The sequence below is a fragment of the Candidatus Dependentiae bacterium genome, from assembly GCA_020431705.1.
Lineage (GTDB): Bacteria > Babelota > Babeliae > Babelales > Vermiphilaceae > JAGQHQ01.
The window spans coordinates 12,491-29,656 of record JAGQHQ010000011.1 but is presented as its reverse complement, the minus strand read 5'-3'; the positions used below and the strand labels follow the sequence as shown (position 1 = coordinate 29,656).

General features: G+C 34.7%; 21 protein-coding genes. 6 read left to right on the top strand and 15 right to left on the bottom strand.

Annotated features, from left to right (window positions below; all coding sequences use genetic code 11):
* The 11 genes from KC460_03840 to KC460_03790 all read right to left on the bottom strand — a co-directional run.
* A partial coding sequence (locus KC460_03840; GenBank protein ID MCA9770472.1) for a hypothetical protein occupies nucleotides 1–630 on the bottom strand: 630 nt, incomplete at its 3' end.
* Nucleotides 631–685: 55 nt separating this feature from the next.
* A complete protein-coding gene (locus KC460_03835) occupies nucleotides 686–1,114 on the bottom strand; it encodes a hypothetical protein (protein ID MCA9770471.1) in 429 nt (142 codons plus the stop codon).
* An 8-nt stretch (nucleotides 1,115–1,122) separates the two neighbouring features.
* Nucleotides 1,123–1,725 carry a hypothetical protein gene (locus KC460_03830; protein MCA9770470.1) on the bottom strand — a complete coding sequence of 201 codons (603 nt, stop codon included), beginning with the start codon at nucleotides 1,723–1,725 and terminating at the stop codon, nucleotides 1,123–1,125.
* A gap of 46 nt (nucleotides 1,726–1,771) precedes the next feature.
* Nucleotides 1,772–2,353 carry a hypothetical protein gene (locus KC460_03825; protein ID MCA9770469.1) on the bottom strand — a complete coding sequence of 194 codons (582 nt, stop codon included), beginning with the start codon at nucleotides 2,351–2,353 and terminating at the stop codon, nucleotides 1,772–1,774.
* A 58-nt stretch (nucleotides 2,354–2,411) separates the two neighbouring features.
* Nucleotides 2,412–2,831: a hypothetical protein gene (locus tag KC460_03820; protein ID MCA9770468.1), complete on the bottom strand. Its 420-nt coding sequence runs from the start codon at nucleotides 2,829–2,831 to the stop codon at nucleotides 2,412–2,414.
* Between the two features lie 186 nt (nucleotides 2,832–3,017).
* Nucleotides 3,018–3,677, bottom strand: coding sequence for a fructose-6-phosphate aldolase (locus tag KC460_03815; GenBank protein MCA9770467.1), 660 nt, complete (start codon nucleotides 3,675–3,677; stop codon nucleotides 3,018–3,020).
* 39 nt (nucleotides 3,678–3,716) lie between these two features.
* Nucleotides 3,717–4,676, bottom strand: coding sequence for a non-homologous end-joining DNA ligase (ligD, locus tag KC460_03810; protein ID MCA9770466.1), 960 nt, complete (start codon nucleotides 4,674–4,676; stop codon nucleotides 3,717–3,719).
* Between the two features lie 223 nt (nucleotides 4,677–4,899).
* A complete protein-coding gene (locus tag KC460_03805) occupies nucleotides 4,900–5,241 on the bottom strand; it encodes a hypothetical protein (GenBank protein ID MCA9770465.1) in 342 nt (113 codons plus the stop codon).
* A 105-nt stretch (nucleotides 5,242–5,346) separates the two neighbouring features.
* Nucleotides 5,347–5,736, bottom strand: coding sequence for a type II toxin-antitoxin system death-on-curing family toxin (locus tag KC460_03800; protein ID MCA9770464.1), 390 nt, complete (start codon nucleotides 5,734–5,736; stop codon nucleotides 5,347–5,349).
* Nucleotides 5,729–5,971: an AbrB/MazE/SpoVT family DNA-binding domain-containing protein gene (locus KC460_03795; protein MCA9770463.1), complete on the bottom strand. Its 243-nt coding sequence runs from the start codon at nucleotides 5,969–5,971 to the stop codon at nucleotides 5,729–5,731. Before KC460_03795 ends, KC460_03800 begins: the two co-directional genes overlap by 8 nt.
* Nucleotides 5,972–6,271: 300 nt before the next feature.
* A complete protein-coding gene (locus tag KC460_03790) occupies nucleotides 6,272–8,725 on the bottom strand; it encodes a leucine--tRNA ligase (GenBank protein ID MCA9770462.1) in 2,454 nt (817 codons plus the stop codon).
* 189 nt (nucleotides 8,726–8,914) lie between these two features.
* Here KC460_03790 and KC460_03785 point away from each other — a divergent pair, with 189 nt between their 5' ends.
* Nucleotides 8,915–9,547, top strand: a complete 633-nt coding sequence (locus KC460_03785; GenBank protein MCA9770461.1) for a hypothetical protein — start codon at nucleotides 8,915–8,917, stop codon at nucleotides 9,545–9,547.
* A gap of 89 nt (nucleotides 9,548–9,636) precedes the next feature.
* Nucleotides 9,637–10,494 (top strand): hypothetical protein, encoded by an 858-nt coding sequence (locus KC460_03780; GenBank protein MCA9770460.1) that lies wholly within the window; start codon nucleotides 9,637–9,639, stop codon nucleotides 10,492–10,494.
* A gap of 65 nt (nucleotides 10,495–10,559) precedes the next feature.
* Here KC460_03780 and KC460_03775 read toward each other — a convergent pair whose 3' ends face one another.
* On the bottom strand, nucleotides 10,560–11,291 hold the full coding sequence (locus KC460_03775) for a hypothetical protein (protein ID MCA9770459.1): 732 nt from the start codon (nucleotides 11,289–11,291) through the stop codon (nucleotides 10,560–10,562).
* 457 nt (nucleotides 11,292–11,748) lie between these two features.
* On the opposite strand from KC460_03775, the gene KC460_03770 reads away from it, so the two are divergent.
* Both KC460_03770 and ndk read left to right on the top strand, forming a co-directional pair.
* A complete protein-coding gene (locus KC460_03770) occupies nucleotides 11,749–13,545 on the top strand; it encodes a 30S ribosomal protein S1 (GenBank protein ID MCA9770458.1) in 1,797 nt (598 codons plus the stop codon).
* 23 nt (nucleotides 13,546–13,568) lie between these two features.
* On the top strand, nucleotides 13,569–13,985 hold the full coding sequence (ndk, locus tag KC460_03765; protein ID MCA9770457.1) for a nucleoside-diphosphate kinase: 417 nt from the start codon (nucleotides 13,569–13,571) through the stop codon (nucleotides 13,983–13,985).
* Between the two features lie 105 nt (nucleotides 13,986–14,090).
* Here the strand turns inward: ndk and KC460_03760 are convergent, their stop codons facing one another.
* The 3 genes from KC460_03760 to efp form a co-directional block, all read right to left on the bottom strand.
* The gene (locus KC460_03760; protein MCA9770456.1) at nucleotides 14,091–14,693 is read right to left on the bottom strand and encodes a hypothetical protein; all 603 of its coding nucleotides are present in this window, start codon (nucleotides 14,691–14,693) and stop codon (nucleotides 14,091–14,093) included.
* A 138-nt stretch (nucleotides 14,694–14,831) separates the two neighbouring features.
* Nucleotides 14,832–15,293, bottom strand: coding sequence for a transcription antitermination factor NusB (gene nusB / locus KC460_03755; GenBank protein MCA9770455.1), 462 nt, complete (start codon nucleotides 15,291–15,293; stop codon nucleotides 14,832–14,834).
* Between the two features lie 11 nt (nucleotides 15,294–15,304).
* On the bottom strand, nucleotides 15,305–15,871 hold the full coding sequence (efp, locus tag KC460_03750) for an elongation factor P (GenBank protein MCA9770454.1): 567 nt from the start codon (nucleotides 15,869–15,871) through the stop codon (nucleotides 15,305–15,307).
* A gap of 314 nt (nucleotides 15,872–16,185) precedes the next feature.
* Between efp and KC460_03745 the strand changes: the two genes are divergently transcribed.
* Both KC460_03745 and KC460_03740 read left to right on the top strand, forming a co-directional pair.
* Nucleotides 16,186–16,536, top strand: a complete 351-nt coding sequence (locus tag KC460_03745) for a hypothetical protein (protein MCA9770453.1) — start codon at nucleotides 16,186–16,188, stop codon at nucleotides 16,534–16,536.
* A gap of 166 nt (nucleotides 16,537–16,702) precedes the next feature.
* Nucleotides 16,703–17,020, top strand: a complete 318-nt coding sequence (locus KC460_03740) for a hypothetical protein (protein ID MCA9770452.1) — start codon at nucleotides 16,703–16,705, stop codon at nucleotides 17,018–17,020.
* Nucleotides 17,021–17,166 lie beyond the last annotated feature (146 nt).

The following is a 17,166-nucleotide window of genomic DNA, read 5'->3' as shown; positions in this document are numbered from 1 at the left end:
TTCTTCTTCTTCTTCTTCTTCCTCTTCTTCTTCTTCTTCTTCTTCTTCCTCTTCTTCCTCTTCTTCAAGAGATCCTCCAAAGTCCATATCACTATAATCAAACTCTTCTTTCAAATCGTCTGAAATATCATCAAGAGGAATTTTTTCTTTTGGCATAGACTCAGGCGCACCCTCAATAATCTGATTTAATTCTTGTGGCTCCATAATGTGATACACACGACACACCTGGACAATAGGGCCAGTATGTTCTTTAGGAATCAAACCTTTACTTCCCATCTTTTTTAAAATAGTCTGACTTGGGCGTGTTGTGATAAATTGATGAGAAAATTGCATGGTAGGTACACCACGCTTTAACGATTTATCTTCTTTTTCACCACCACGACGGCTTACTAAACTTGTAACATGCCCACCCAGTACCGCATCAAGATATTCTCGATCTGTCAATATTCGTTCTTCAAACGGAATATACCAACGAGGATTCTTTAAATTACCGCGTGCATCATAGACTTCATCATAATCCATACAATGCATAATGGTTGTTGTAGACGCATAGTAACGCTCAACCGCTTTGAGCCCAAAGGTAAAACCAGTGAACATAAGCAAACATAAAATTGCTAACTTTGCTTTCATTATACCCCCTACACGTTTAAACATTACTAAATCCCTTTTTTCCTAAACCCTTTTGCTAATATAAAATTTTCTCACGTTTTCTTTTTTCTTCTTCTAACGTATTCATGCCAAGCTCATGCAACACATCAGCAAGCGTTTTTGCATTTTTATATTTTCTAAAATGATGCAATACTTTTAGCGCTGTTTGTGCAGCAGGCGTATACTGCAATTTTTTTTTGGCAATTTCAATACTTGTATTACCACTCATGAAGGTCAGCACACTTTGTATGGTAACCTTATCGCGAGGCTCAAGATTTACATAACAAACAAAATTTTGCCCTGTATGTGTAGTATGATCTTTTATATAACCGTAGCTCGCTCTACCCGCATAAAACTCCGTATCCTTATTGTCTTCATAGCTACACCACTTGCTATAACCAAATACCATTGAGCTTGCACATAATAAATATGCTATAATAAACATACTTATTTTGTTTGTTTTCATATTTTTCCTTACTTAACAAACGCAGGTTTTATCTGTCGCGTTGGCTTATACACTGTAGATTCATCATCAACTGATGGTTTTACTTGTGGCGCTAATTGGTATGTCATTGGAACTGGACGACCTGCAACTGGCTTATGAAATTCAAACATCGGCACAAATATCTTTTTACCAGATAAATGGTCTAAAACGTGTCCAATATTTGTTGCACCCATCTCACTAAAATCTTTCAATACTTTTTGCATTGTGTCTCTTACTCTTGAGTTTTCAGTTGTTTGCCGTCTTGCGCCGGCAGCAACATCCACTTCTCTTGCCATTATCTGTTGCAATACCTCATTAATAGCCATGCTTTCTTCATATTTTTTTAAATGTTCCAACACTATTTTTCTCTCTGCTCGATTTAAGTGCACATAACATATAGTAGGATCTACTACTCTAACAGTTTGCATCTTCTGTGCTTGAGACCAATGATACGTAATTATTTTATTCCTAAATGGTGTTTCTGAACGAGCAAATGGAGACTCTTTTCTACACACTTTGTCATACGAATTGACAACACCAGCAATAAATAATACCCCTACAGCCAACGTTACTTTTTTCATATTATTTTTCATAATCCACTCCCTAATTATATTATTCTACTGATTCCAATGTTACCTCTTAAGCCTTATTTTTTCCTTTTAATATCGCAAGATTTTTATGAACCACAGCATTAAACCATGTTTTATTTTTCAAATTTTGATACTTAGTATCCATTATTTTCAAACGCATCAATACACCAACAATCCGTTTTATGTTTGTATTTTTAAAGTCACTAAGCACTTTAATAAGGGTTTTGTAATATGCTTGAATTGGTACAGATTTTTTTGCATTGCCACTAACTTTTTCTGCTGCAGACAGCTTTGGCTTAACTTTCTCTTGTGCCTGAGCTACTTTTAATGCTTCATCAATCGTCTTTTTTGTACCAATTTTTTCAAGTTCTGCAACAATAAAAGCATTCTCTTGAGGCATCAAGCGCACATAACAACGGTTAACAACAACGTCTTTGAGTACCTCTTTTTTTGAAGCTTTTAGCTTTTCTCGTGATGCTGCATCTATAAAATAATATGTAGGCTTTATTGCCTTAAATGGCATTCGACTACGTATTCCAAATTTTTCTTTTTTACATACTTTTTTGTATGCATGCGCAGAATACACAGTGATAAGAGCTAGCGCTGCGCATAGTAATTGTCTACTTTTCATCAGTACCACCCTTTATGTCTTTATTTCTCTTCGTCACACATCCCATAGTGATTAATCGTTACCTGCTTAAATAAACAGCTATATCTCCAATCATTGCCGGCTGATTACTTATCCCCTCCGGACCTTGTAGCGTCCGCGCAGCATTTTCAATTTCACTTAATTTAACAGTCATCACAGCACCCTCATCCTCATCAGATCGAGAAACTGGATATTTTATTGAAAGTGTCCCAAGATCTGTATCAATTACAACTATATGAAAACCAAAATCCTCCAATTGCTCCGGCGAATAACTCCAGATTGTATCTGGTACAAAAGAACGATTTTGAAGGTTTCGTTCTTCCATTACCTTTTGTGCGTACACTTCATACCCAAGATCATTTATAATATGCAAGTTACCACCCACTGCTGCTTGCATCGCACCAACACTCAAAATTAAAGCAATAACACCGTACAAGGAATTAAAAATACCTTTTTTCATTACATTATCCTTTGTAATTAGATTTTATTTTTCTATTAACCCTATTAATATCTTACCATTTGCAACAAAAAGCAGTCAATAATGTGCGAATATTTATCAATAGAATCCAATGCGGGTGCAAAAAACTTAGCAATAGTGTAGTGTTAAAAAGGAATATCAAAAGCCAACCGGCTTCTTAGAATACAATTAAGGAAACTGCTTAATACCGAGCTTTTTCCAATCAGCATCAAATAGTTGAATGCCTTGATGAGTAAGTACATGTGTAGCTGCTTTTTCAAATACTGAAATAGGGAGTGTTGCAATATCAGCTCCAGCCATGATTGAATCATGAAAATGCCGCACATGACGAATTGAAGCAGCTAAAATTTGTGTCGCAAATCCGTATTCATCAATTATCTGTCGCATTTCATGCAGCAGTGAAGCACCATCAACATCGATATCATCCAATCGACCCAAAAAAGGAGAAATACAATGAACCCCAAGTTTGCACATCATCAAGCCTTGAACCAGAGTAAAGACTAGCGTAATATTTAGTTTTATTCCTTCTTTTGCCAAACGATTGATAATTGAATAGTAATCAATGTGACACGGAATTTTTACCACAATGTTGTGCGCAAGCCCGGCAATTACTTTCGCTTGCTTATACACCGCTTCTGGAGATTTTTCTGTCACTTCTACACTAATCTCTCCGTCAGGCAATAAGGTAACAATTTCGGTAATCTGCTTTTTAGGATCACTACCTGCTTTTGCCAACAAACTTGGATTAGTTGTTACGCCGTCTATTAAACCAGTATCAATATATTTTTTAATACTCTGCACATCAGCAGTATCTAAAAATAATCTCATATCTTTTCCTTTATTGTGTGCTAGATAATGCATATCATTTTATAACATTTTTTGTAGTTTTTTATACGCTTTTTTTAATGAACACGCTTTTTTATCAATATCCTGCCACGGATCGCTTTGAGCACTCAAACGTCGGAATATATTTTTTATATGATACTGCTGTGCATTTTTTAATCGTCCAATTTCTTGCCAGAGCAGTGGTGTGGCAATTGGTGCACCAGGCTTTGCACGCACAGAATATGGTGCAACACTAGTCTGCCCAAAACTATTACGTAATACATCAATAAAAATACGATCTTTACGCTTATTCTTGCGCATTTCTAATGTTAATATCTTCATATTACGTGCTACCAGCACTTCAGCACATGAACGAGCAAATTGTTTTGTATATTCAAACGTATGCACTCGCTTTAGCGGTACTACCACATGCAAACCGCGTGATCCGGTAGTCATAACAAAGGTTGGCAAACCTAATGTATCTTCAAGCAACACTCGCAATTGCTTGGCTATTTTTTTTACCACTGCAAAGTCTTTTTTTGAAGGGTCAAGATCAAAAATCATACGGTCTGGACACTGCATTTTATCAATTTTATGTAAACCAATATGCATAGTGATACATCCTTGGTTGGCAAGGTATACCAATGTTGCTGCATTATTGCATACAGCATACCGCACTATACCATTAGTTTTTTTTTTAACAGCTTTTCTTTGTATCCATGATGGAAAATAATCTGAAACATCCTTCTGGAAAAAACCTTTTTCTTGTATTCCTGCAGGAAATCGGTGCATCGTCAACAGTCTATCTTCTATGTGTGGCAACATAGTTAGCGCTATCCGATAGTAATAATCAATCAGTTCACCTTTGGTGATAATTATTTTTTTAAAGGTATTTGAAGAGCCTGTAAAAAGTGCAAAATATTGATTCGTCAAGCGCACTTTATACTTGCCAACTTTAATATACTTAACTAACACATCTTGACCTTTTGTTATGCCACGCATTGCCATCATACAAACACGTGCATTTGTCATGCAATAGATGTATTTTCAACAAATTCTGCCACACAAACCAGCAGAACAAGAGTAAAAAAAGTTTAGATATATTTTATTAATACAGAATAATTAAGCACAAATAGAACAGCTTTTCCAAGCGTCACTTTTTTCTTTCAATATAACGCACGCATAATACAACGTACGCATCACTGCTCTTTTTCTCTACAATGTTTTATTCGCTGTCTTTTACTTGTGAAAAGGTAATAGTAATAACTTCATCAGATTGTGGCTCTGCAATAGTCAAAACCCCATCCCATGCAACAACTTCTTCAGTCGTATAAAAATCAGCACTACCAACAGCAGCAGTTACTCGAGCAATAACACCGTTTTCTTCTTCATCTATTGTGGTAACTGTAATAATAATACCGTCATTGTAATGAAATGTTTCACTAGCCCCTTTTTCTAAGGTAGCATACTGAATCTCCTTACCAAAACGCATAACCTCTATACGCCCTGCTGCAAGTAATGCACCACTTGTTAACAAAAGACCAGTCAGTAATAGTTTCTTTAACATAACATCCTCTTTTTGTTATTTTGTGACGCTTGGAAAAGCTTGGCAAAGTATAACACAAAATCCCCAGCTTTTACAACCAGGGCCTTAAATTATTTGGTTAAAGTATTAGTTACCTACCACATCGTGTAGCATACGAGAAATAGTATCTTTATCAATATTTGAACATGCAATATCTACACCCATTTTATAGAAATAATCTTTTGGTTTAATTACTTCAACATTATTTATTTCCAAGAATGTAAGACCAGTAATAATCCCAGTGCGCTTATTACCATCAAGGAATGGGTGATTTTTAATAATATGGAACATGTATGCAGCAGACATCTTGAAAATATCATCATGTAAATACTGGCCATCAAACGTCGCTTGCGACATTGCAATAGCAGAGTTGAGTAAGCCAACATCGCGAACACCATGAATACCACCAAAACAATTTATTTGCTCACGGTGAATTGCAATAACGTGCTGTATCAGCAAAAACTCTATGTTATTCATCAGCTAGCTTTTGCAAATCATCAGCATACCGATCCATTATTTTTTTTACTGCTTTCATTATTTTTTGGTCCTTATCATCCCTTTTTTTGCCCTTTTTTACCGGCCTAATTGTAATGTTTGTACCATCAGTAGTAATTTCAAGCACTGTTTGAGCAGTAATATTCAGGAGATCCAAAATTGGCTTATCAATAATGAGTGCAAGACTATTACCGTATTTAGATAATTTTTTAACCATGATTACCTATTCAGATTCAAATTAACTGATTTTAGCATAACACACTGTAAGTACATTGTACAATGGTATTAATTAAAAAAACCCCAGCTTCTACAACCAGGGCCCATACTTTCTAAGTAGCACGTCTATAACAACATTGTATATTATATAAAATAGAAACTTCGTTACAACTAATGACACACTTTTTATTCTTGTGTTACAAGAACTTCTAGCTCAAGAGATTTATGTGATAATGAAAAATAATAGTAATATTTTCTTTATCATAGTATCTCTTTCCTGTTGTAATACTTAAAAAGTATGTTAGGAGATAACAAAACTAATCAATTTGTTAGAAACAAATATTACTTTTTTAACTCTTTTCCCTTCAAGCCACTTTGCAGCCTCTTTTCTTGCCAATGGTTCAACCTCTTGTTGTATTGCATCAGCAGCAACCAAAAGTGTTGCTCGTACACGGCCGTTAACTTGTATCACTATTTTTATTTCTTGTGTAACAAGAAATGCCGGATCATACGTTGGCCATTGGCAATCATCTAACCTCTTGCTGCACATACGTTCTAACAACTCACTTGCCATGTGTGGTGCAAGAACAGAAAAACAAACTAAAATACTTTCAAGAGAATTTTTACTTATTCTCATTGATACTGCAGTAACATCATTGAGCAATTCCATAGCAGCAGAAATTGCTGTATTTGGCTTAAAACGATCAATCCTCTCTTGAAACTCCTTAATGAATTTATGCACGCGTTGCGTAACATTTTTATCTTCTTGTCCATCAACAATATTTTTTGTATCAGAACAAAAATCCCAAAAACGATTTACAAATCGTTTAATACCAAGTAAGCCCGCATCTTGCCATTCACAATCAAGCTCTGGTGGCCCCATAAACATCATGTACATTCGCAATACATCAGTACCGTGCTGTTCTACAATAACGTCTGGGTTAACCGTATTACCTTTTGATTTAGACATTTTTTCTACGAGACCACTTTTTTCTGAATATTTCAGAACCATACCTTGATTAAACAAGTTTTTAAATGGCTCATCAAATGGTATATGCCCTAAATCGTACAATACTTTTGTATAGAATCGTGCATACAACAAATGTAAAATTGCATGCTCCACACCGCCAATATATAAATCAACCGGCAACCAATAGTTCATATCCTCTTGAGTAAATGGTTTATCTGGAAGTTGCGGACTTGGATATCGCAAAAAATACCAACACGAACCAGCCCATTGCGGCATTGTATTTGTTTCTCGTTTTGCATGTCCATTACACTGCGGACATGTTGTATTAACCCACTCAATAACAGTAGTAAGTGGAGATTCTCCTGTTCCTGTTGGCTGATATTTTTTTACCTCAGGAAGTTTAATTGGTAATTGATTTTCTGGAACCGGCACAACACCACATGTATTACAATGAACCAATGGAATCGGTTCACCCCAATAGCGTTGACGAGAAAAAATCCAATCACGTAAACGATACGTTGTATGCCGTTGGGCAAAGCCTTTTTGCTCGCAATACGTGATAATATGTTCTCGCACATCTTTACCTCTGTTGCCAGCAAACTCTGACGGTGCAGTTAAAATACCATTTTGCATATCGATATAACATTCTTCAAGGTTTTTTATACGCTGTGCACGCTCTGAATCATCTGCTGGAAAAAGAACTGTGTTAAGGGGAATATCATATTTTTTTGCAAACTTAAAATCACGTTCATCGTGTGCAGAACATTTCACCATTCCCGTTCCGTAATCAGCAAGTGCAAAACTTGCTACCCAAATCGGTAAATCATTGCCACTAACTGGATCTTCTATATATCTACCAGTAAAAATTCCTTTAATGTCATGCTCATCATAATGCTCCTGCATACGTGCATTAATAATCTCATCACAAAATGCCAGAATATCAGCTTTATGTGGAATACCCTCAAGCAATTGGGGTAAAAATGGGTGATCTGGCGCAATAACCACAAACGTATCGGCTACAAATGTTTCAAAATGCGTAGAAAATGTTTGAATAGTTAAATTAGTATCTTTTACTGGTGCAGTAAAAATCAGTCCCTCACTTTTTCCAATCCAATTTTTTTGCATCAACTTTACTTTTTCTGGCCATTCGAGTGTATCCAAACCATCAAGTAATTTTTTTGCATACTGTGTAATTTTTAATACCCATTGCCTTATTTTTTTTGGTACAACAACAGTATCGCATCGCTCACAGCCGCCATTAATCACTTCTTCATTTGCCAAACCAGTCAAACATGATGGACACCAATTAATTGGCGTGTGATCTTCATATGCTAGACCAGCCTTATATATTTGCAAAAAAATCCATTGTGTCCACTTATAATAATCTGAATTAGTGGTATTTATCTCTTTTGACCAATCATAAATGGCACCAATATATGCTAATTGCCGCTTAAAGTTTGCAATATTGTGAGCTGTAGAAGTCGCTGGATGAATACCGCGTTTTATCGCATCATTCTCTGCAGGAAGTCCAAAAGCATCCCACCCCATTGGGTGAAGAACATTGTACCCTTGCAACCACTTAATACGCGCATAAATATCAGATAACACATAACCACGCCAGTGCCCAACGTGCAATCCCGTTCCAGACGGATATGGGAACATGTCTAAGCAATAGAATTTTTTTCCTGAACCAACTGATTTGGTTTGCGCTGGTGGATTGTGCTTCCACTCATTGCGCCACTTTTCTTCTATGCTTTTTACATCATACTTCATGTGCGACCTCATGATAACGGTTTTCGATATGTACACTTGTAGGGTATCGTAACACAAAAGACACTTAACAAAAAGCATTATCAGTATTTTTACTTTTTATGCAGCGTGTATCTTACATCAATACACACCCTTATCTATATGATACAGTAAGGTATGATGTTAAGCATATGCCATCTTTGCAATAAATCTAAAGGAAACCTTATGAATCAACAAAAAATAGCATCAAGTACTCCTATACAACAAAAATATGAAGAACATATTCTCGTAGTAAAAAGAAACACACTTTTAGCAGAACACAGTTGGCACGGTATTAATGCTGAAAACCTTGATCACTATTTGACGATCATCAAAAAATACAAAGAGTTTTTGCCCCGTAAAGCTATGGAACATGATCCAACATATAAGCAAATTATTCCCTATCTTGTTTTTGAATATGATAATCATTATTTCTTAATGCAACGCAGCGATACCGCTTCAGAAGAACGCCTAAAAAGCAAATTTTCTTTGGGCATCGGTGGACATATGCAAGAAAAAGATATGGTAGGTAAGACTATTTTTGATTGGGCCAAACGAGAGTTCCATGAGGAAATTACATACAACGGCAATTGTACCATCAAGCCACTCGGTATTTTGAATGATGACTCTAACGATGTTGGCAAAGTACATATTGGCTTAGTACTTTTATTGAGCGGAGACTCTCCTAATATTGCAATCAAATCAGAATTGCAAAACGGAAAACTCGTTACGCTAGAAAAATGCAAAGAACAATATGATAACCTAGAAAACTGGAGCAAAATTGTTTTTGACTGTTTATATAAAAGATATTGCGAATAAAAAGGCAACCTGCTACACCTAAAAGTATAAAAGAATGCAGAGCTAAAGCACCAAAAATACAGAAAGAAAGCAAGAAAAGGAGTATTTGGATGCACAGAGTAAAAGATTTTAAAAAAGGCCTTCAACATGCCGCAGACAGCATAAGCATGATTTGGCAACAAAAAACATTACTTTTATACTTAGGAGTTTTGGCAATTGCTAGTATTTTTTTGCTCCTTGTTTTTTATAATGCATTACTTTTTAGTGTAAGTAGTCAACACTATCCAGGAATTCTATCCAATATAGCCAACATAACAGAACGGCTTATAAGTACACCTGATTGGTTTCGTTTTTTAGGAAAAATGGCAATCCTATTTTGTACTCTTTTTATAACAACACTTTTTAATGTTGCACTTGTTTGGCATGCTAAAAAAATATTAGAAAAAATACCTACAACGCTTCTTATAAGCATACGAGCAAGCGTCGCTCATTACTATATGATTGGTATGTGGGCTCTTATCTCAATGGCCGGCATATTGATACAACAAAAAAGAACTGATCTTATAGAGTCTATTGAGCAATTAACAACACCACTTACCCTTATATCTATATTGATTGCTATAAGTTGGTTCTTACTTACGTTTTTTGTGATGCAAGTGATTGTTTTTGAAGTTCATACAAATATTTTTACCATTATTTTACGCTCTGGTTCACTTGTTAGAACGCTTTTTTTTAAGGTGCTAGGTGGCCAATTCTGGCTCGGTTTAATCATGATATTAGTAATCACTCCACCAATTGTTTTTGCTAATGTTTACCCCCGCTTTGTTCATTTTGAGCTTGGTACTATGATTGTTGTTTTAGCCCTGAAAAGTATTCTTTCTACCGCTCAAGCGCTCTTTAAAACTATTCTTTACCAAGAGTATATATCTCAAAAAACGCATCCTCACCCAAGCATAAAATGGAAATAAAATTCTTCTAAATTTGGTTTAAATATAAAAGAATTAAAAAATTCCTTTTATATTGGGTATTTGAGCTAGTTAGAATTTTTACTCGTTATGCGATTGAAGTAAAAAAAAAATTTCAGATTGATACTTGCAGCAATGGTCTCCAACCACGTTTTTTTTGGTCTATAATCTATGTCGATAGTACATCCTATCTCTGGATTATAACGTCTTTCTTTATTGGAAATACCAAACATAGGAATATCAGGTAAAGATGGTTTTTGTACATTCCAGTCTTTATCAAAGCATGTACATGCAGTACCCACGATTATTGAATAAAGCGCTGAACCGATTGTGCAAGAAAGTTTTTTCGCAGCTATTTTTCCTATAGTTCCTAAATATTTTTCAGCTGCGTTGATAACACCATATTTTTTTGCCAGTCTTTCACCTAAATCCATAGAAACTTTGCTTCCAGCAATATTAATTACGTTGAAAGCCTGTATATAAAGAGGTGTTTTTATGACTTGTTCATGAAAAAAAGAAGGGTTTTTTTGCTGACGCGTATGCATATACCTCATTACTTTAATGAATGGTACATTATCAAGTAATGTAGAAAATGCACCACAATACTGTGTCATCCGACACAGATCGTTGTGGGAAACCAAGAAAAATCTATATATACAATGCATAGCAATATTTTCAAAAAAATGACTCGAGATATTACGAGGACTAATGGGTAACGTTATCATGCCATAGCGAGTGTCTAAAGTAATAGGCTTTTTAGAATCAAAACATGTTGGTTTTACATATTTTTTGTAAAGCATTGAAAGTGGCAAATGAATAAACACTTTCTACAGACAGAACTCCATCTTTGTTGGACGTGCTGATGGTTGCATTTTGGATACTGCAACTATATTCAACAGTAAAGCACAAACTAAAAGGTATTTTTTCATTATCACCCTTTATCCTATCTGAAAATATAATTATTTTTTTGAGGTAAAAATACCTCTAAATTTATATTATATATTAGCACCCATCTGTATCGTTGTCAAATAGAAATAAGCTTTAATATGGTTATTTAAAATTTGGCCATAAAGACGCTTGGTCTCAAGTATCTCACATGTACTGAACTAGCACACTATTTGTCAATCTATATATAGTATGTTACTCTAGAAAAGATAAATTATATGAGTTTAACCCTTTAATCCCTTCTTAGATTATTTACTAATAAAAGATTCTACATCTTTATCATGCTAAGAAGACTCTACAGGATTTCCCTTTATGTCAAAAGAATGTATCAGGCCAGAACAGTTTGCTAGGGTAAATAACCACACACAAATTACGGATGAAAACCTTACACTCAGCAAAGAGCAATTAGATGAATTGAGTGTATTATATGAAGGTATATTCGATCGTTTTGTACCGGGAAAATTAATAGTCGGCACCATTGCTCGTATAGATCAAGACGGCATTTTGGTTAATATCGATTACAAATCCGACGGCCTTGTACCTCGTTATGAATTTGGACCACATGAGCTTGAAAAATTTAAAGTAGGCGACGATATAGAAGTCATTCTTGATGAACTTGAAGATGTTCAGGGTAATGTAATTCTCTCATACGAAAAAGCAAAAGCAATGCGTGCGTGGGATGAGATTACTAAATTACATGAAGAAGGTAAACCTGTAGACGGTACTGTTACTCATAAAGTTAAAGGTGGTTTAAACGTTGATATTGGTATTCCTGCGTTCTTGCCAGGATCACAAATTGACCTACAACGTGTATCTGATTTTGATCAATATGTTGGGCAAACAATTACTGCCAATATTATTAAACTTAATAAAAAGCGTGGTAACGTTATTATCTCTCGCCGGAAGTTCTTATCAGAACAACGTTCTGAATCACGTAAAAAAGTGCTTGATACACTCAGTGAAGGCCAAGTAATTCAAGGAATCGTTAAAAATATTACTAACTACGGTGTGTTTATCGATATTGGTGGTGTGGATGGCTTGCTTCATATTACAGATATGACTTGGGGCCGCATTTCCCATCCAAACGAATTAGTAAAACTCGGCGACAGCATTACCGTAAAAGTACTCTCCTTTGATAAAGATAATGAGAAAATATCTCTAGGCTTGAAGCAACTTGAAGAAAATCCATGGCAGAAAATTGCTGAAGTTTATAAAGTAGGCGATAGAATTAAGGGAACAATTTCAAGTATTACTGATTATGGTCTTTTTGTAGAAATTGCAAAAGGTGTTGAAGGATTAGTACATATTTCTGAGATTTCATGGACAAATCGCATCAATGATTTGGCACATAAGTTTAAAGTTGGCCAGACAATTGAAGTGTTAGTTGTTTCTCTCGATGTTGAAAATAGACGCATGTCATTAAGTATCAAACAGCTTGCAAAAAATCCATGGGAATCTGTTGCAGAACAATTTACAGTTGGTCAAAAAATCAAAGGAACTATCAGTAACATTACTGACTTTGGTATTTTTGTACAATTGTTACCTGGCATAGACGGCCTTGTTCACATTTCTGATCTTTCATGGACTGAGCATATTGAGCATCCAGCAGATCGCTACAAAAAGGGTGATGAGGTTGAGGCTATTGTATTAATAGTTGATGTTGAGAATAAAAAAGTATCTCTTGGCATTAAACAACTTTCTCAAGATCCATGGGAAGGCATTGAGAAGGAATATCCTGTTGGAAAAATCATTACTGGTGAAGTTTCAAAAATCACTAACTTTGGTGCATTTGTAAAACTCGCACTGGGAGTAGAAGGTTTGATACATATCTCTGAGTTATCTCAAGATCGTAATGTTGAAAAAGTAGAAGATATACTCAAAGTTGGTCAACAAGTAGAAGCGCGTGTGATCAATGTTAATAAGGAAGATCGTAAGCTCGGCTTAAGCTTAAACCTTACAGAAACGAAAAAAGAAAAGGTTATAAAACAACAGCGCCCGCAACAACGTAAACCTGAAAAACAGAAAGCAGCTGCAAAACCGAAAAGTCTGTTGCAAATGGAACTAGAAAAACACGCTGCACGACAAGAAGATAATAGCGACACAGAATAATCTCCTTCGATAGGAATTTTGCTATGAAAGAAATAACTTTTGCAATGATAAAACCAGATGCAGTTGGTGAAAAAAATACTGGTAAAATCATCACTATGATAGAAGAAAAAGGTTTTGATATTGTTCGCATGCTCAAAGGCAGATTGCGCAAAGAAGATGCAGAAAACTTCTACGCAATTCACAAAGATCGTCCATTTTTTGGCGAACTCGTTGAATTTATAACTTCAGGCCCAGTTATTGTTATGGCACTAGAAAAAGATAACGCAATTGCAGATTGGCGTAAACTTATGGGACCGACAGATTCAAAACAGGCACCTGAAGGAACCATTCGTCATGCATTTGGTACTGATGTTGGCATAAATGCAGTACATGGCTCTGATGCACCAGAAACAGCACAACAAGAATTAAGTATGTTTTTTCCTGATTTGGTGAAACAATAACTATGTTCAATGCGAATCCAAAAACGTACAATAAATATAAAAAAAGAGCTGGAATAAATTATTCCAGCTCTTTTTTTATATTTATTTTTTTACATTTAAAGCATATCAATAATTTCTAATATCTTCTTGCTCCATTTTCTCAAAAGTTTGTTGCATTGTATCGGCTGGCAATCTGCCAGTTACAATTTTAAAGCTCATAATACTAATGCTTAATACTACAGACAGAGTATTTGATAGATACAACAATTTTAATAATTTATTACGATTGATTTTAGGAAAGAGCCAAATAGCTATAACCCCCTCAACCATTACATTTAATACAATCATAGCGATAAGAAAAAGTAATGCATATAAAAAAATATTCCATACTGGTAAAGGAATATCTGGTGTACCAATACCAAAAGAAATTTCAACCGCACTGCGGACATACCATGCCATAAAATGAAAAACAACTCCACCCAAAAAACCAACTATCGCGGATCCCGAATTCATTACAAAAGTGCCAGTAACAATTTTAAAAAAACCAACGTTTGACATGAGAAATTTCATGAAAAAAAGCTCTATACCAAAACCAATGAGTAAAGCAGCTATAGAAAAAATGGAATAAAAACATGGCTCAGCAAATAATACCGGCATCCATACGTTTGCTTGCAGATTAAAAAAAGATAACACGCTTATACAACCAATTATATAGCTATACTTCTCCATACTTTTCTCCCTTGTTTGTCTCACTGTAGCAAATTTGGCAAGAAAAAGCCTACTATATAAAATTTTTGACAAGACTTATAGAAAAAACGGTACACGTAATAAATACATAAAAAAATATTTCTGGGAAAGATACGGAAATTATTCTTGAGGATTTTGTTGCTGCACAGCTTTATCCAAAACACCATTAATAAATTTATAGGAATCTTTTTCAGCAAAGCATTTCGCAAGTTCAATGGCTTCGTTAATAACAATGTTGCTTGGAGTCTCACCTCGAGATAACTCCCATAATGCGAAGCGCAAAATAAGCTTTGTAACAACTCCAATACGCTCAAAGCGCCAATTAATCAAAAGTGGCATTATTGTATTATCAAGTTCATCACGCGCATCAATAATTGCTTGAGCAATTGTAACCACCTCAGAATTAAAAGGAATAGAAAGGTTATAACCACGGTTAAACATATCAACAAGCGATTGCAATGGAGTTGAATATTCATAAGACTCAGCAACATATAGCAAGTGGAAAATAAGCGAACGTACATCTCGACGAGACAAATCATTGTACACGATCTCTGGATGTTTTTGTGGCTCGCATGTTGCCATGATATCTCTCATTATTTTTTTACGCGTTCAATATATTGACCATCTCTTGTATCAATTTTGAGCATATCTTCTTCGTTGATGAAAAGTGGAACCTGTAATACCATGCCCGTCTCTAATGTTGCTGGCTTTGTTGCACCACCTTGAGCAGTATCACCACGCACGCCCGGCTGTGTATCAATAACTTTTAACTCAATAAAAAGCGGTGGCGTTACTCCAATCGGCTTCTCATTAAAATATAAAATAGTATAAACCTCTTGTTCTTTAAGATAGTCAAGCACTTCAACAAGCTGCTCTTTATTGAGTGCAACCTGCTCAAAACTCTCTTGGTCCATAAATTGATACAGCTCATCATCTTGATACAGATACTGCATTTGCTTATAAGCTAAATCTGGTGCAGAAAATTTTTCTCCTGAACGAAATGTTTCTTCATGCATCAACCCAGTGATCATATTTTTCATTTTTGTGCGAACAAATGCACCACCCTTGCCAGGTTTAACATGTTGATAGTCCAAAACCATATATGGCGCATCTTTGAAAAGAATTTTAGTTCCTTTTTTGAAATCAGAAGTCGCAATCACCGCACAAGCCTTTCTTATAAATTCATACCGTAAACTATTTATATAGATTTAGTATAGAAAAAGTCCTAAAAAAAGCAATCATTCGCACCCACACTAATTAATTAAAATTAGAGTTATCAATATTAAGCATACAAATTGAATTAATTGAAATAAAAAATACAATTACCTCAGATTGAATATAGTTACTTTACTCAGCAAATCTTCGTAAGGTATTTGTATAGTTCTATTTGTATTAATTTGTTGACATGGTATATCCAAAAAATGATATAATTAAAATGTATAAACATACTTTATGCTCATTTAAAGGCAAGAATATGACACAAAAACGTATTACGTCATTAATCATAGTGATTGCATTACTTGTAAGCCCAGCACTACAAGCACAGCAAGGGCCTACGGGTGGCAGGTGGTTTGGTAACTATAGCCTACCGAGTTTTCAACGTATCTTGAATCAAGGACAGCTTATCTTTGAGTGGATAAAAGAAAACCCAGGAAAATCTAGTGTTATTGGCGCTGGAGCTATGGCATTGATTGGTACTGCTTATTTATTGATGCGGCACGACTCAGATATTTTAGGTTTTTCACCAAATGATATAAGCGATCAAATTATATCCAATCAAAATAAAAAAAGTTTTATAATAAAAAAAAAAAGAAAGCGAAAATAAATTAGAAATTTTCTGTTATCCTAAGGATAAAAATAAACTCAAATTAAACATCTATATAAATAAGAAACTTTTTTATTCTATAGAAAATCTTAATAAAATAAAAAAGAATATTAAAAATACTATCACATATGTACTCAACACACATAACAATAATATAACAAATGTCATGCAAGCGCTAGTTGATATAGAAAATTCTGACGATAACACAGGTACAAAGGAGATTACTATAGTAAGCATTAAACAACATCGCAAAAAAATTACAAAAAAAATTACATTTTCAAAAAAACCATTAACTCTTATTGATAAAAACAATGACTTAATTACTATTACATCTGAAGATAAACAAAAAAAATCTACGAAAAGTATATCTTATTTGCAAAACCAAAATCAACAAATGAAAGCAGCAATAGATATTATTAACCTGTTACTGTTAGATAGCACTGTGAGCAAACAGATTAAAAGCTCTACTAAAAAAACTCACTAAGAAAGTTACAAGTTATATTTCTCCTGAAATAAAAGAGAGAGATGCTATAACAGCGATTATAGTATCTATACACAACAGTTGCAACTGAAAGTTATTTGCAATAACAATGTAGTATTCACTGATCAATCAATATCTTTAAACCTGTT

Coding starts and splice junctions, on each gene's coding strand:
- KC460_03785 (MCA9770461.1), top strand. CDS start 8,915: ATGAATCAACAAAAAATAGCATCAAGTACTCCTATACAACAAAAATAT.
- KC460_03825 (MCA9770469.1), bottom strand. CDS start 2,353: ATGAAAAGTAGACAATTACTATGCGCAGCGCTAGCTCTTATCACTGTG.
- KC460_03780 (MCA9770460.1), top strand. CDS start 9,637: ATGCACAGAGTAAAAGATTTTAAAAAAGGCCTTCAACATGCCGCAGAC.
- KC460_03805 (MCA9770465.1), bottom strand. CDS start 5,241: ATGTTAAAGAAACTATTACTGACTGGTCTTTTGTTAACAAGTGGTGCA.
- KC460_03830 (MCA9770470.1), bottom strand. CDS start 1,725: ATGAAAAATAATATGAAAAAAGTAACGTTGGCTGTAGGGGTATTATTT.
- KC460_03800 (MCA9770464.1), bottom strand. CDS start 5,736: ATGAATAACATAGAGTTTTTGCTGATACAGCACGTTATTGCAATTCAC.
- KC460_03745 (MCA9770453.1), top strand. CDS start 16,186: ATGACACAAAAACGTATTACGTCATTAATCATAGTGATTGCATTACTT.
- KC460_03760 (MCA9770456.1), bottom strand. CDS start 14,693: ATGGAGAAGTATAGCTATATAATTGGTTGTATAAGCGTGTTATCTTTT.
- KC460_03775 (MCA9770459.1), bottom strand. CDS start 11,291: ATGCTTTACAAAAAATATGTAAAACCAACATGTTTTGATTCTAAAAAG.
- KC460_03740 (MCA9770452.1), top strand. CDS start 16,703: ATGCAAGCGCTAGTTGATATAGAAAATTCTGACGATAACACAGGTACA.
- KC460_03835 (MCA9770471.1), bottom strand. CDS start 1,114: ATGAAAACAAACAAAATAAGTATGTTTATTATAGCATATTTATTATGT.
- KC460_03790 (MCA9770462.1), bottom strand. CDS start 8,725: ATGAGGTCGCACATGAAGTATGATGTAAAAAGCATAGAAGAAAAGTGG.
- KC460_03820 (MCA9770468.1), bottom strand. CDS start 2,831: ATGAAAAAAGGTATTTTTAATTCCTTGTACGGTGTTATTGCTTTAATT.
- KC460_03815 (MCA9770467.1), bottom strand. CDS start 3,677: ATGAGATTATTTTTAGATACTGCTGATGTGCAGAGTATTAAAAAATAT.
- KC460_03770 (MCA9770458.1), top strand. CDS start 11,749: ATGTCAAAAGAATGTATCAGGCCAGAACAGTTTGCTAGGGTAAATAAC.
- KC460_03795 (MCA9770463.1), bottom strand. CDS start 5,971: ATGGTTAAAAAATTATCTAAATACGGTAATAGTCTTGCACTCATTATT.
- ndk (MCA9770457.1), top strand. CDS start 13,569: ATGAAAGAAATAACTTTTGCAATGATAAAACCAGATGCAGTTGGTGAA.
- nusB (MCA9770455.1), bottom strand. CDS start 15,293: ATGGCAACATGCGAGCCACAAAAACATCCAGAGATCGTGTACAATGAT.
- ligD (MCA9770466.1), bottom strand. CDS start 4,676: ATGCGTGGCATAACAAAAGGTCAAGATGTGTTAGTTAAGTATATTAAA.